We start from the raw sequence: 13,837 nt of genomic DNA, 5'->3' as shown, positions 1-13,837 counted from the left end.
TAGGTTTTTTACTTTATAGGAAAATCAAAATAGGTATTAGGAAAAGGTTCATCATATAAAGTAAAATGCCACCATTCCTTTAAGTAATTTTTAAATCCATATTTCAACATAACCGTTTGTAAAAGCTGTCGATTTGCTTTTTGTTCTTTTGAAATACCATCATAGGTAATCCACGATTCTTTTCCAAAAAAATCGAAGGCACTTCCCATATCCAAAGGCTTGTTTGTATTACCATCAATAATGGTTAGGTCTACGGTACTTCCTTTACTATGACCAGATCTTGTTGCTATATAATCTTCAGCAAATAAATTGGCTTTTTTTACATTTGGATAAAAACTCTCCTTGTTAATCGTGTCATTCCAATTTCTCGCCCATTCCATAAAATGGTTGACTGCTTGTTGTGGTCTGTAACCGTCGTACACTTTTAAACATAAATTTTTACTTTGCAATTCTTGTTGAACTTGCTTTAATGCTAATGCTGTTTGTTTTGTTAATATAAGTTGATTGGAGAGATAACCCTTTATGGGTTTCCCAACAAAATTATTGGAGCCATTATACCTTAATTCAACATCTAAATCTGGAATGATATCTTTCACATACACAAACCCTTCTGGCAATTGAGCAAAAAATTTAAAACCAATAAATAAAAATAAAAACGCAACTTTATACTTCATAAACATTTCAATTTATGCTAATTTATAGAAAAATACATTTTAAACATGAGCTATCCTTGGCATTTATATATAATGGTCGTGCTTTAATGAATCTTTGCTATTAATCCCTATAAAGTTTATACTCATGTACTGGGCTTACTCCTATCTTAGTTTTCAGAAATTAAAATATTGGGATCGAAAATATTTGGCACAAAAAAACCGAGTTCCCTCAAACTCGGTTTCTTCTCATTTGCTTTTTATATTATGAAGCTAGATTTAGGGCTCCTATATCAACAACATAATGCAAATATTAATTAATTAATCCATTGAACTAAAAAGTATGTTATTTAGTACACTTCAAAAGTAAAAATATAATTGAATAACAACGATAAAAAACATATTTATTCGTTGAAATACATTTAATTTTAACAATATCTGTCAAAATAATGCATTTAAACGATGAAAAGCACATTTACAAGCTTATCAACGACAAAATTAGAAAGCAAAATTGGTCTATCTTAAAACAAGATAAAAACAAAAAACATCCCAGTGGGATGTTTTTTCTCTAACTAACTAACCAAAAATATGATTGCAACTAATAAGTTTAAAGTAACCACTCAATAAACTTTTGAACATGATTGCAACAAAATTACTATCACAATTATTGTGCCAAAGTTTAAATAATATAATTTTTAATGCTATTTATTATAAAAATTTAAAAAGTTGTAAAATATAAAATACTGCCATTAGAATTTAAAGTATAATTATAAGATATTTGCGACTCTAAAATTTTAATTATAAATGAAAAAACGTCTATTATTAGTCTTATTAGTTGTAATCGTTGCTTGCGGAAAAGAAACACCCGATTTAATTGTTAAAGGAAGCATTAAAGGATTAAAAAAGGGAACTATCTATCTTAAAAAAGAACAAGACACAGCAATAGTTACAGTTGATTCTGTCATTATTAATGGTGCTCCTGATTTTGAATTACACAGTAAGATAGAATCTCCAGAGGTGTTTTTTCTGTATTTAGATAAAAATTCCAGTGAAAATGATAGGATTGCTTTTTTCGCTGACAAAGGCATTACAGAAATTAATACCAGCATGAAAAAATTTGTGTTTGATGCTAAAATTAATGGATCGGCACAACAAAAAGTCTGGGAAGAATATAAACTCATGATGAGCAAATTCAATGAAAAGAACTTGGATTTAATTAAAGAAAACTTAGAGTCCCAACAAGCCGGTGATACTTCCAGAATAAACAAAACAGAAAAAGATTATGATAATAATTTAAAAAGACGCTATTTATATACCGTAAATTTTGCCTTAAACAACAAAAACAGTGAAGTAGCTCCTTATTTAGCATTAACAGAAATCTATAACGCCAACATTAAATATTTAGATACTATTAACAAATCGCTATCGCCAGAAGTAAAAGCCTCAAAATACGGGAAAGAACTTCAAAATTTTGTTGATAAAATTAAGTTAGAAGAAAAATAGAAAGAAAGTAGAGCGTCTATATCTATTTTTCATTCGTAAATATACCTATACATCGCTATGCTTAAAATTAAATTTCTGAAAAATAAATGGGTAAAGATTATTCTTAAATCCTTCCTATTTTTAACCCTGCTCTTCATTTTATTTTATAGCAGTATTTATTTTGGTATGTGGGGCGAAGTCCCTTCTAGGACATCTTTAGTAACCCTAAAGCAAAGTCAAGCTACAGAAGTTTTAGACAGCAATAATGATTTAATAGGAAAGTTTTATGTATATGATAGACAATCCATTGCCTACAAAGATTTTCCTCAGCATCTTATAGACGCATTAATTTCTACTGAAGATGTCCGGTTTTATAATCATGATGGTGTTGATAATAAAAGTCTCCTTCGGGTATTTTTTAAAAGCATTCTACTTTCAAATGAATCATCGGGAGGAGGTAGTACCATCACTTTGCAACTTGCAAAAAACCTTTTCGGAAGGAAAGATTATGGTTTTTTGGGCATTGTAGTTAATAAAATCAAAGAAAGCATTGTAGCCACCAGAATTGAGAAAATTTATTCAAAAGAAGATATTCTTAAGTTATATCTCAACACCGTTCCTTTCCCAGATAATACCTATGGCATTGAAAGTGCTTCAAAAAAGTTTTTCAATGTACATACCAAAGATTTAAGTATTTCACAAGCAGCTACACTTATTGGATCTCTAAAAGCCAATAGTTATTACAACCCTAGAGTACATCCGGAAAAAGCACTTTCAAGAAGAAATGTAGTGATTCGCCAAATGGAAAAATATGGTTACTTAACGGCTGAGGACGCTGAAAAAATTTCAAAAGAAAAGATTGTTTTAGATTATCGCTATTACGCACCAAACCAAGGATTAGCGCCTTACTTTAGAGCCGAAATCAAGCGACAACTCGACACCATTCTTCAACTAAAAAAATTTAGAAAACCAAACGGCGATGTATATAATATATTTCAAGATGGTTTAAAAGTTTATACAACTCTAGACAATAAACTTCAAAATTATGCTGAAAATGCGATGAAAAAACACATGGCAGCTTTACAAAAGCAATATGAAAAAGCTTATGGAAAACGTGCGCCTTGGTTGAAAAACAAACAAGCTTATGTCGCTGCTAAAAAACGTTTGGATATTTATAAAAAACTGAAGGAACAAGGCTTGACTGAAAAAGATATAGAAAGCAAGTTAACCCAAAAACATGATGTGGAATTGTTTAGCTGGGATGACACGAACATTAAACAGCTTTCTACATTAGACAGTTTAGAATATTACTTAAAATTCTTAAATGCAGGCATGATTTCAATGGATCCTTCATCTGGTGCGATAAAAGCCTATGTAGGCGGTATTGATTATCGTTTTTTTCAATTCGACCACATATCGCAAAGTAAACGCCAAGTGGGCTCTACCTTTAAGCCAATCGTTTATACGGCCGCTTTAGAAAAAGGCATGGAGCCTTGCACCTATTTCCCCATTAAAGCCATTACATATACAGATGTTGATGATTGGACACCAACTAATGCTGGTGGAAATTATGACGATGATTTAAACTATTCTTTGGAATATGCCTTAAGCAACTCGATTAATACGATTGCTGTAAAAGTTTTGTATGAAACGGGCATTCCTGAAGTTATCAATCAGGCAAAAGCCATGGGAATTCGTAGTGATATTGAAGAAGTCCCTTCCATCGCTTTAGGCTCAGCAAATCTAAGCGTTTTAGAACTCGCTAAAGCTTATACATCTTACGTTAATCATAGCATCCCTTCTAGCCCCATATTTATAACAAAAATTGAAGATAAAGACGGGAACTTGATAGTATCTTATGATGATTTAAATCCTAAAAAGAAAACAGAAAAAGCTTTTAGTGATAATACGCGCCAAATAATGCTCGAGTTTATGAAAGCAACCGTAAATAGCGGCACGGCTCAAAGATTACGCTCGCAATATGGCTTTAACAATGATTTGGCTGGCAAAACAGGAACTACTCAAGACAACAAAGACGGCTGGTTTGTAGCCATTATGCCCAATTTAGTGACTGTGACTTGGGTCGGTAACGATAACCAGCAAATTGGTTTTAGCAATACATCCATTGGACAAGGAGCTAATTCTGCTTTACCCATATTTGCCAATTATTTACAGCAACTAAACCTGGATTCTAATTATTCTAAGCTAGTTTCCGCTTCTTTTGAAACACCTGCAAACGACGTGTTAGAATCCTTAATTTGTGAACCATCTAAAAAAGATGGCTTTTTTGAACGTTTATTTGGAAATAAAAAAGACACCAAACCATTTAACAAAGAAAAATCTAAAGGTGGTATTTTCTCTTGGTTTAGGAAAAAGAAAGAATGATTTAAAATAAAAAAAATCAACCGCTACATGTGACTCAGATCTCATTGAGCTGATGGAGGGGCTCCCTTAGACACTAGGCTCAGTATAAACTTCTCACCCAAAAAAAGCAAACAAAAAACCCCAACCACTATATGTGATTGAGGTTTTATTGAGCCGATGGAGGGGCTCGAACCCACGACCTGCTGATTACAAATCAGCTGCTCTAGCCAACTGAGCTACATCGGCAATTTTTGATTCGGCAAATATAATTCTTAGTTACATATTTGCAAATCGTAATTCATAATTTTTTATCCTAAAGCATTAATTTTTTCTATTAATGCCTTTCCTTTAGTTTCAAGCTCATTTGAAATAGCTTTAAAGTGTGATTTTTTGTTAACTACTTTTCTATCGTTAACTTTTGCTATAAGCAAATCGAAGGTTTCAATAGCTTCGTCTATAATTGCCTCACCCTTTTTAGCATCTTTATCTTTATTTGTGTATTCCCAAAGGTAAACCGCCTCAATAATATCACCTAAAACATAGTTTATATCCTTTTTTAAATCTCTAACGTTAGCCATAATTATTTTATTTATTTGATGCAAAATTACATTAATCTATTCAAAATTCTCGAAAAAGATTATTGTTTTCGAAAAAAAATATTTTATATTTGTTTGAAATGAATTCAAAAAAGATGTCATATAACCAAATTAGCGACCGTATGTTCCAACAGAATATGTCGGCCTTATTTGTATGTCTTAAAACGAAGTCCAATTATATGCATCTTGAATAAACGTTAATAACATAATTATATATAACAAATCAAGGTGCTTTAAAAAAGCACCTTTTTTATTTTAAACCAATTTAAATTTTAAAAACCATGAAAACATTTAAGTCTATCACACAAAATCTTCAGTTTATAATTAATGTAAATACCTGTAACAAAGTCATGTCCCGTGTATTTGATACGCACCATTTGTCTCCCTTATTGTTATACCCTTAAAAAATTAAAACCATGAAAACACATCATATAAACACCTCATTTACAATAACTAAAGATATAAGTAATGCAAATGGCTTTTTATTACCACATGTACTTTACGATAAAATAAAAGCTGCTGCCAGTTATCCCATTAAAGAATTTTATTTACAAGAAATCCCTGATATTGAAAATTTCAAATTTAAAATGTATAAAAATGCCGTTGTAAACGATACGTTAACTATTCAGGCTCAATTAGTAAAACAAAATGAAAGAAGTTTTTGGGTAAACATTATTGTTACTAAAACGAAAGCCTCAACAAATCATCAAGAACGTATTTCCAGTGCATTTTTTGACTTCCCCAGAGAAATTAGAAATTTTGATATGAAAAGAACAGCTTGATAAATAAAATTCCCAAGTGCATTGCTTGGGAATTTTTTATTTAGAAAGACATCACTCTATAAATCGACAGGGAGTACGCTTATATATTTTTCACTCTCCAGAATAACTTACAAAATTACGAGGGGTTTCGTAAAGGGTAATTTCCAAATCTAGATTTGGTTTTAATTTTGGTTTTATTTTGTTGTAAATAACAACAGCTATATATTCTGCTGTCGGATTTAATTCTTTAAATTCTGCTACTTCCACATTTAAGTTTTTATGGTCGAAAGCATCTTCAACTTCAGATTTTATAATATCCTTTAAAAACTGAATATCAATCACATAACCGGTTTCTTTATCAATATCGCCAGTAACGTTAACAATTAATTCATAATTATGACCATGAAAATTCGGGTTACTACATTTACCAAAAATCAAACTGTTTTTTTCGTCAGTCCAATCTTTTCTATATAATCTATGAGCTGCATTAAAATGCGCTTTTCTACTAACCGTTACTTTCATTTTCAGAGATATTTATGTGTCCGTAGAATTTATCAAATATAATTTTAAACCATTCGGTATAAAGCTCTGGTTTTTTTAGCATATCATTTTTCACAGTTTCAAGAGTCATCCATTTCCAACTGGCTACTTCCTCTAAATTAATAATGGGTTCATCATTATAAGTACCAATCAAAATATGGTCGAATTCATGTTCCGTTAGCCCATTATCAAAGGGGGCTTTATAAATAAACGAGATAGATTCTTGTAAATCGACCATAAATCCCATTTCTTCAAATAAACGTCTTTTACCAGCTTGAATATTGCTCTCCCCTTCCCGTTGATGACTACAACACGTATTGGTCCAAAGCCCAGGAGAATGATATTTAGTTAAGGCTCGCTGTTGAAGCATTAATTCATTTTTATCATTAAAAATAAATACAGAAAAAGCTCTATGCAATAAAGCCTTTTCATGCGCTTCCATTTTTGGCATTAAACCAATTTGTTCGTCCTTTTCGTTTACAAGGATAACTTGTTCTTCTTTCATCTGTGCAATTTTACTTTTTTTTATTCAGATGCAATTCGCATAGAATGTTTTAATTAAAGACAACATATTGGACTATGCTCATTTCATAGTTTCACAAAAATACCAAGTAAAATATTAATACTATCAATCTTAACAAGAATTTCTAAAATCCAAATTCCTAAATCATAATTATAAAGTATCTTTGCGACCCATTTGCATTTAACATTATGAGTTTTTTAAAAGAAATACAACGCAGACGAACCTTTGGCATCATTTCCCATCCAGATGCTGGTAAAACAACTTTAACAGAAAAATTACTTCTTTTTGGTGGCGCTATTCAAGAAGCTGGAGCCGTAAAAAGTAACAAAATAAAAAAAGGAGCGACCAGTGACTTTATGGAAATTGAGCGTCAACGTGGTATTTCGGTAGCAACATCTGTTTTGGCTTTTGAATATAATGGTATTAAAATAAATATTCTAGATACCCCTGGACATAAAGATTTTGCTGAAGACACCTTTAGAACCTTGACCGCTGTAGACAGTGTTATTGTAGTTATTGATGTGGCAAAAGGTGTTGAAGAACAAACTGAAAAATTAGTCGAAGTTTGTCGTATGCGCAATATTCCTATGATTGTTTTTATCAATAAAATGGATAGAGAGGGAAAAGACGCTTTCGATTTGCTGGATGAAGTGGAACAAAAATTAGGATTAAGCGTCACGCCATTAAGTTTCCCAATTGGGATGGGATATGATTTTAAAGGCATTTACAATATTTGGGAAAAGAACATCAATCTTTTTAGTGGTGACAGTAGAAAAAATATTGAAGAAACTATTGAAATTTCCGATTTAAATGCCCCAGAATTAACCAAGTTAATTGGTGAAAAAGCAGCAAACACACTTCGTGAAGAAATAGAATTAGTGGAAGGCATTTATCCACCATTTGATAAAGAAGCATACTTAAACGGACAATTACAACCCGTATTCTTTGGGTCTGCCCTAAACAATTTTGGGGTCAGAGAGTTACTGGATTGTTTTATTGAAATTGCACCAAAACCGAGGCCTAAACAAAGTGAAGAACGTTTAGTGAAACCCGATGAAGATAAGTTTACTGGGTTTGTGTTTAAGATTCATGCCAATATGGATCCAAACCACAGGGATAGGCTTGCGTTTGTAAAAATTGTTTCTGGTACTTTCGAAAGAAACAAGCCTTATCTACATGTTAGACATGGAAAAAAGCTAAAATTCTCTAGTCCGAATGCCTTTTTCGCTGAAAAAAAAGAGATTGTAGATATCTCTTATGCAGGAGATATTGTTGGTTTACACGATACCGGAAATTTTAAAATTGGTGATACTTTAACAGAAGGTGAAGTTATTAATTATAAAGGGGTTCCCAGTTTCTCTCCGGAGCATTTTAGATATATAAATAATGCCGACCCATTAAAGTCCAAACAGCTTTTTAAAGGAATCGACCAATTAATGGATGAAGGTGTGGCTCAATTATTTACATTAGAACTCAATGGCCGAAAAGTTATTGGAACTGTTGGTGCATTACAATATGAAGTTATTCAATATAGATTAGAGCATGAGTATGGAGCGAAATGTACTTACGAAAACTTAAACGTTTATAAAGCATGTTGGGTAGACCCAAAAAACTCCAAAACGGAAGAGTACAAAGAATTCATAAGGGTAAAACAACGGTTTTTAGCAAAAGACAAACAAAACCAATTAGTATTTTTAGCAGACTCTCCTTTTTCTTTAGAAATGACTCAGCAAAAATATCCAAGTATAAAATTCCACTTTACCTCAGAATTTTAACGAAACGACGATTTTATTTCTATTACAATACCATATTAAAGACTTTTGATTAAAGTTTAACCCCAAATTGAACTACCATGAAAAATACTGATGACAACGAATTCAGTAATAAAGATATTACTGTAACATTTGAACCCAATATCTGTGTTCAATCAGGAAAATGTGCCAAAGAATTATCAGATGTTTTTAGTTTCTCAATCATTCCTTGGATTAATTTAGAGAATGCTGAAACAGAAAAAATCATCAATCAAATTAAAAGGTGTCCCTCAGGAGCTTTAAAATTTAAGATAAACGACATTAAAAAAGCTAGCTAAATTTAACGATACTTCTATTTAACCAAAAAGCCCTTTGAAATAATTTCAAAGGGCTTTTTAATTTATGCTTGTCCAGTTGGACCAAAATTTAAAGGAATGGGCGGTTGCTCATAATCTTTAATTTCACCATGATTACTTTCAAATCGTGCTACATTATCGGCTAAAGCTTTCAATAACCGTTTAGCATGTTGTGGAGTTAATATTATTCTAGACTTTACTTTACTTTTAGGAACACCTGGCATGATGCTAACAAAGTCAACAACAAATTCAGATACTGAGTGATTGATAATTGCCAAATTGGAATAGATTCCTTCGGCGACATTTTCGTCCAACTCAATATTAATTTGCCCTTGTTTGGGCTTATCTTTTTCGTTTGACATAATGATTTAATTTTAAATATAAAAGCCTTCAAGTTAATTTACATGAAGGCTTTAGTTTTAAAGATTCCTACCTCCGCAGGAATGACAATTAATTATAATTTAATTCTTTTTTTACTTGCATCATTTCGTCAAACTCCTCTTTAGAACCTACTATAATATCAGTATAACGACGCATACCAGTTCCTGCTGGAATTCTGTGTCCTACAATAACATTTTCTTTTAGTCCTTCTAAGTCATCTATCTTACCTGCAACTGCCGCTTCGTTAAGAACTTTGGTTGTTTCTTGGAAAGATGCCGCTGAAATAAACGATTTTGTTTGAAGCGATGCTCTAGTAATACCTTGTAATATTGGCGTAGCAGTAGCTGGTCTAGCATCTCTAGCCTCAACAAGTTGTTTGTCTTCTCTACGTAAAAGAGAATTCTCATCTCTTAGTTGTCTTGGAGTTACCATTTGACCTGGTTTAAGGTTCACTGAATCTCCAGCATTTTCAACTATTTTCATTCCGAAAATTTCATCATTTTCTAAAATGAAGTCATCTTTATGAGCCAATTGATCTTCTAAGAAAATAGTATCCCCAGAATCAATGATTCTAACCTTACGCATCATCTGTCTTACAACAACTTCAAAGTGTTTATCGTTAATTTTCACCCCTTGTAAACGATATACTTCTTGTACTTCGTTCACTAAATATTGTTGAACCGCAGATGGTCCTTTAATATCTAAAATATCATTAGGAGTGATTGAACCATCAGATAAAGCCATACCAGCTTTTACATAATCGTTTTCTTGTACAAGAATTTGATTAGATAATTTTACTAAGTACTTTTTAACTTCTCCTAATTTAGATTCAACGATAATCTCACGGTTACCTCTTTTTATTTTTCCAAAAGATATAACACCATCAATTTCACTTACTACCGCTGGATTTGAAGGGTTACGAGCTTCGAATAACTCGGTTACACGTGGTAAACCTCCTGTAATATCTCCAGATTTAGATGATTTTCTTGGTATTTTAACTAATATTTTTCCAACAATAATCTTCTCGCCATTATCAATCATTAAATGAGCACCTACTGGTAAGTTATAAGAACGAATGATTTCTCCTTTTGCATCTTCAATATGAAGTGTTGGGATTAATCGTTTGTTTCTAGACTCAGAAATTACTTTTTCTTGGAAACCAGTTTGCTCATCAATCTCGACTTGGTAAGTCATACCTTGTTCAATATTCTCATATCTGATTTTTCCAGCAAACTCAGAAATAATGACACCATTGTAAGGGTCCCAAGTACAAACCACATCACCTTTGGTTAATTCTTGACCATTTTTAACATAAATGGTTGAACCGTAAGGAATATTATTAGTACTTAATGTGATGCCTGTTTTCTTATCTATCAATTTGATTTCAGATGTACGGGAAATAACGATATCAATATCATTTCCTTCACTATCTTTACCTTTAACTGTTTTTAAATCTTCAATTTCAGCAATACCATTGAATTTAACAGCCAGTTTATTTTCTTCAGAAATGTTTCCAGCAATACCTCCTACGTGGAACGTACGAAGTGTTAACTGTGTACCTGGCTCTCCAATAGATTGCGCTGCTACAACTCCTACTGCTTCACCACGTTGAACCATTTTTCCGGTTGCTAAGTTACGTCCGTAACATTTAGCACAAATTCCTTTTAATGCCTCACAACTTAATGCAGAACGTACTTCTACACTATCAATTGGAGATTCTTCAATAGCTTTAGCAATATGATCTTCGATTAATTGACCAGAAGCTACTAACAACTCTTCAGTTAATGGATTGTAAACATCATTTAAAGATACACGACCTACAATTCTTTCTTCAAGAGTTTCAACAACCTCGTCATTTTTCTTTAATGCTTCCACTTCAACACCTCTCAATGTTCCACAATCTTCAGTATTAATAATAACATCTTGTGAAACGTCAACCAAACGACGTGTTAAATAACCCGCATCGGCTGTTTTTAATGCAGTATCGGCAAGACCTTTACGAGCACCGTGAGTAGAGATGAAATACTCTAAAATGGAAAGACCTTCTTTAAAGTTAGAAAGAATTGGATTTTCGATAATCTCTCCACCACCTGCATTCGATTTTTTTGGTTTAGCCATCAAACCACGCATACCTGTAAGCTGACGAATCTGTTCTTTAGATCCACGAGCTCCAGAATCAAGCATCATATATACCGAGTTGAATCCTTGTTGATCTTCACGAATACGTTTCATTGACAACTCTGTCAATTCAGCATTTGTAGAAGTCCAAATATCAATAACTTGGTTATAACGTTCGTTATTTGTAATAAGACCCATGTTATAGTTAGCCATAATGCCATCAACTAAACCATTAGCCTTATCAATCATTCCTTGTTTTTCTGGTGGAATAATAATATCACCTAAACTAAATGATAAACCACCTTGGAATGCAAACTTAAATCCTAAAGTTCTAATTTCATCAAGGAAATCAGCTGTTTCAGGAACAGATGTGAACTTAAGAATGTTTCCAATAATATCCCTTAAAGACTTTTTAGTAAGTACTTCATTTATATAACCTGCTGCTTGTGGCACTTTTTGGTTAAATAATACACGACCAACTGTTGTATTGATAATGGTTGGTGCTAACTTACCATCTGCATTAATATCTAAAGTCCTTACTTTGATAGAAGCATTTAAATCTACTTTCTTCTCATTAAAAGCAATCTCAACCTCTTCTGGCGCATAGAATGTTAACCCTTCACCTTTAACTGGCGCATCCGGTGTAGATTTACGTTCTTTGGTCATATAATATAAACCAAGAACCATGTCTTGAGAAGGTACTGTTACTGGCGAACCGTTTGCTGGATTTAAGATATTATGGGATGCCAACATTAATAACTGACACTCTAAAATAGCTTCTGGTCCTAATGGTAAATGTACCGCCATTTGGTCACCATCGAAATCCGCGTTAAACGCTGTACAAACTAAAGGGTGCAACTGAATCGCTTTCCCTTCAATTAATTTTGGTTGAAATGCTTGAATACCTAGTCTGTGTAACGTAGGAGCACGATTTAAAAGTACTGGATGTCCTTTTAAAACATTTTCTAAAATATCCCAAACTACAGGTTCTCTTTTATCTATAATTTTCTTAGCAGATTTTACAGTTTTTACAATCCCTCTTTCAATTAATTTTCTAATTACGAAAGGTTTGTAAAGTTCTGCTGCCATGTTTTTTGGCAATCCACATTCGTGTAATTTTAATTCGGGTCCAACAACAATCACAGAACGTGCAGAATAATCAACACGTTTTCCTAAAAGGTTCTGACGGAAACGTCCTTGTTTACCTTTTAATGAATCTGATAATGATTTTAACGGTCTGTTAGAATCAGTTTTTACGGCCGAAGATTTACGTGTATTATCAAATAATGAATCAACTGACTCTTGAAGCATACGTTTTTCATTACGTAAAATAACTTCAGGAGCTTTGATTTCCACCAATCTTTTAAGACGGTTATTTCTAATAATTACACGACGGTATAAATCATTTAAATCTGATGTAGCAAAACGACCACCATCTAACGGCACTAACGGACGTAATTCTGGTGGGATAATTGGAATCACCTTCATAATCATCCACTCAGGACGATTTTCCCTATTTTGATTAGATTCACGAAGTGATTCAACAACTTGTAAACGTTTTAAACTCTCTGTTTTACGTTGTTTAGATGTTTCTGTGTTTGCTTTATGACGTAATTCATAAGACAATGCTTCTAAATCTATTCTAGATAACAATTCAATCAAACATTCAGCTCCCATTTTAGCAAGAAACTTATTAGGATCATGATCGTCTAAATATTGATTGTCTTGTGGAAGTGATTCAAGAATGTTTAAATATTCTTCTTCAGTTAAGAAGTCCATGGTTTGTAATGGCTCTCCATCTTCATTCTTAGCATTACCTGGTTGAATAACTACGTAACGTTCATAATAGATAATCATATCTAATTTTTTAGACGGTAAGCCTAAAAGATATCCTATCTTATTTGGTAATGAACGGAAATACCAGATATGAGCAATTGGCACCACTAAATTGATGTGTCCTACTCTATCACGACGTACTTTCTTTTCAGTTACCTCTACACCACAACGGTCGCAAACGATGCCTTTGTAGCGAATTCTTTTATATTTACCACAAGCACATTCATAATCCTTAACTGGACCAAAAATACGCTCACAGAATAAACCATCTCTTTCTGGTTTATGGGTACGATAATTAATAGTTTCTGGTTTTAAAACCTCGCCTCTAGACTCTGCTAAAATAGACTCTGGCGATGCTAAACCAATAGTGATTTTGTTAAATCTTTTTACTGTATTCTTATCTTGTTTTCTTGCCATGATATATGGTGATATCGAATTATTTGTAAACTTTATATAGATTTTTTCGCTCTAGCTTTACA

11 protein-coding genes and 1 tRNA gene are annotated in these 13,837 nt (G+C 32.6%); 5 read left to right on the top strand and 7 right to left on the bottom strand.

Annotation, left to right across the window (positions count from 1 at the left end; all coding sequences use genetic code 11):
• Nucleotides 1-8: 8 nt before the first annotated feature.
• A complete protein-coding gene (locus DKT72_RS00275) occupies nucleotides 9-674 on the bottom strand; it encodes a M15 family metallopeptidase (RefSeq protein WP_111306716.1) in 666 nt (221 codons plus the stop codon).
• 780 nt (nucleotides 675-1,454) lie between these two features.
• Here DKT72_RS00275 and DKT72_RS00270 point away from each other — a divergent pair.
• Nucleotides 1,455-2,153 carry a DUF4369 domain-containing protein gene (locus DKT72_RS00270; RefSeq protein ID WP_111306715.1) on the top strand — a complete coding sequence of 233 codons (699 nt, stop codon included), beginning with the start codon at nucleotides 1,455-1,457 and terminating at the stop codon, nucleotides 2,151-2,153.
• A gap of 57 nt (nucleotides 2,154-2,210) precedes the next feature.
• Complete coding sequence (locus DKT72_RS00265; protein WP_111306714.1) at nucleotides 2,211-4,517, top strand: transglycosylase domain-containing protein; 2,307 nt, start codon at nucleotides 2,211-2,213, stop codon at nucleotides 4,515-4,517.
• A 151-nt stretch (nucleotides 4,518-4,668) separates the two neighbouring features.
• Here DKT72_RS00265 and DKT72_RS00260 read toward each other — a convergent pair.
• Both DKT72_RS00260 and DKT72_RS00255 read right to left on the bottom strand, forming a co-directional pair.
• A tRNA-Thr gene (locus DKT72_RS00260) sits at nucleotides 4,669-4,742 on the bottom strand.
• Between the two features lie 62 nt (nucleotides 4,743-4,804).
• Nucleotides 4,805-5,074, bottom strand: coding sequence for a hypothetical protein (locus DKT72_RS00255; protein WP_111306713.1), 270 nt, complete (start codon nucleotides 5,072-5,074; stop codon nucleotides 4,805-4,807).
• Between the two features lie 434 nt (nucleotides 5,075-5,508).
• Between DKT72_RS00255 and DKT72_RS00250 the strand changes: the two genes are divergently transcribed.
• Entirely contained in the window at nucleotides 5,509-5,874 is a 366-nt protein-coding gene (locus DKT72_RS00250) for a hypothetical protein (RefSeq protein WP_111306712.1), read from the top strand.
• A gap of 90 nt (nucleotides 5,875-5,964) precedes the next feature.
• Here the strand turns inward: DKT72_RS00250 and DKT72_RS00245 are convergent, their stop codons facing one another.
• A complete protein-coding gene (locus DKT72_RS00245) occupies nucleotides 5,965-6,375 on the bottom strand; it encodes a 6-pyruvoyl trahydropterin synthase family protein (protein WP_111306711.1) in 411 nt (136 codons plus the stop codon).
• A complete protein-coding gene (gene idi, locus DKT72_RS00240) occupies nucleotides 6,359-6,898 on the bottom strand; it encodes an isopentenyl-diphosphate Delta-isomerase (protein ID WP_111306710.1) in 540 nt (179 codons plus the stop codon). The genes DKT72_RS00245 and idi overlap by 17 nt, the downstream gene beginning before the upstream one ends.
• Nucleotides 6,899-7,104: 206 nt before the next feature.
• Between idi and DKT72_RS00235 the strand changes: the two genes are divergently transcribed.
• Both DKT72_RS00235 and DKT72_RS00230 read left to right on the top strand, forming a co-directional pair.
• Nucleotides 7,105-8,691: a peptide chain release factor 3 gene (locus tag DKT72_RS00235; RefSeq protein WP_111306709.1), complete on the top strand. Its 1,587-nt coding sequence runs from the start codon at nucleotides 7,105-7,107 to the stop codon at nucleotides 8,689-8,691.
• 77 nt (nucleotides 8,692-8,768) lie between these two features.
• Nucleotides 8,769-9,005: a (4Fe-4S)-binding protein gene (locus DKT72_RS00230; protein WP_111306708.1), complete on the top strand. Its 237-nt coding sequence runs from the start codon at nucleotides 8,769-8,771 to the stop codon at nucleotides 9,003-9,005.
• A gap of 62 nt (nucleotides 9,006-9,067) precedes the next feature.
• Here DKT72_RS00230 and DKT72_RS00225 read toward each other — a convergent pair whose 3' ends face one another.
• Nucleotides 9,068-9,385 carry a DUF3467 domain-containing protein gene (locus DKT72_RS00225; protein ID WP_111306707.1) on the bottom strand — a complete coding sequence of 106 codons (318 nt, stop codon included), beginning with the start codon at nucleotides 9,383-9,385 and terminating at the stop codon, nucleotides 9,068-9,070.
• Nucleotides 9,386-9,473: 88 nt separating this feature from the next.
• A complete protein-coding gene (rpoC, locus tag DKT72_RS00220; RefSeq protein WP_111306706.1) occupies nucleotides 9,474-13,775 on the bottom strand; it encodes a DNA-directed RNA polymerase subunit beta' in 4,302 nt (1,433 codons plus the stop codon).
• Between the last annotated feature and the right edge of the window lie 62 nt (nucleotides 13,776-13,837).

This window comes from Confluentibacter sediminis, assembly GCF_003258355.1.
GTDB classification, from domain to species: Bacteria; Bacteroidota; Bacteroidia; order Flavobacteriales; family Flavobacteriaceae; genus Confluentibacter; species Confluentibacter sediminis.
This window is presented reverse-complemented; position numbering and strand designations above follow the sequence as displayed.

Excerpts from the sequence above, each read along its gene's own strand:
- rpoC (WP_111306706.1), bottom strand. The coding sequence starts at position 13,775 with ATGGCAAGAAAACAAGATAAGAATACAGTAAAAAGATTTAACAAAATC.
- DKT72_RS00245 (WP_111306711.1), bottom strand. The coding sequence starts at position 6,375 with ATGAAAGTAACGGTTAGTAGAAAAGCGCATTTTAATGCAGCTCATAGA.
- DKT72_RS00225 (WP_111306707.1), bottom strand. The coding sequence starts at position 9,385 with ATGTCAAACGAAAAAGATAAGCCCAAACAAGGGCAAATTAATATTGAG.
- DKT72_RS00235 (WP_111306709.1), top strand. The coding sequence starts at position 7,105 with ATGAGTTTTTTAAAAGAAATACAACGCAGACGAACCTTTGGCATCATT.
- DKT72_RS00275 (WP_111306716.1), bottom strand. The coding sequence starts at position 674 with ATGAAGTATAAAGTTGCGTTTTTATTTTTATTTATTGGTTTTAAATTT.
- idi (WP_111306710.1), bottom strand. The coding sequence starts at position 6,898 with ATGAAAGAAGAACAAGTTATCCTTGTAAACGAAAAGGACGAACAAATT.
- DKT72_RS00270 (WP_111306715.1), top strand. The coding sequence starts at position 1,455 with ATGAAAAAACGTCTATTATTAGTCTTATTAGTTGTAATCGTTGCTTGC.
- DKT72_RS00250 (WP_111306712.1), top strand. The coding sequence starts at position 5,509 with ATGAAAACACATCATATAAACACCTCATTTACAATAACTAAAGATATA.
- DKT72_RS00230 (WP_111306708.1), top strand. The coding sequence starts at position 8,769 with ATGAAAAATACTGATGACAACGAATTCAGTAATAAAGATATTACTGTA.
- DKT72_RS00265 (WP_111306714.1), top strand. The coding sequence starts at position 2,211 with ATGCTTAAAATTAAATTTCTGAAAAATAAATGGGTAAAGATTATTCTT.
- DKT72_RS00255 (WP_111306713.1), bottom strand. The coding sequence starts at position 5,074 with ATGGCTAACGTTAGAGATTTAAAAAAGGATATAAACTATGTTTTAGGT.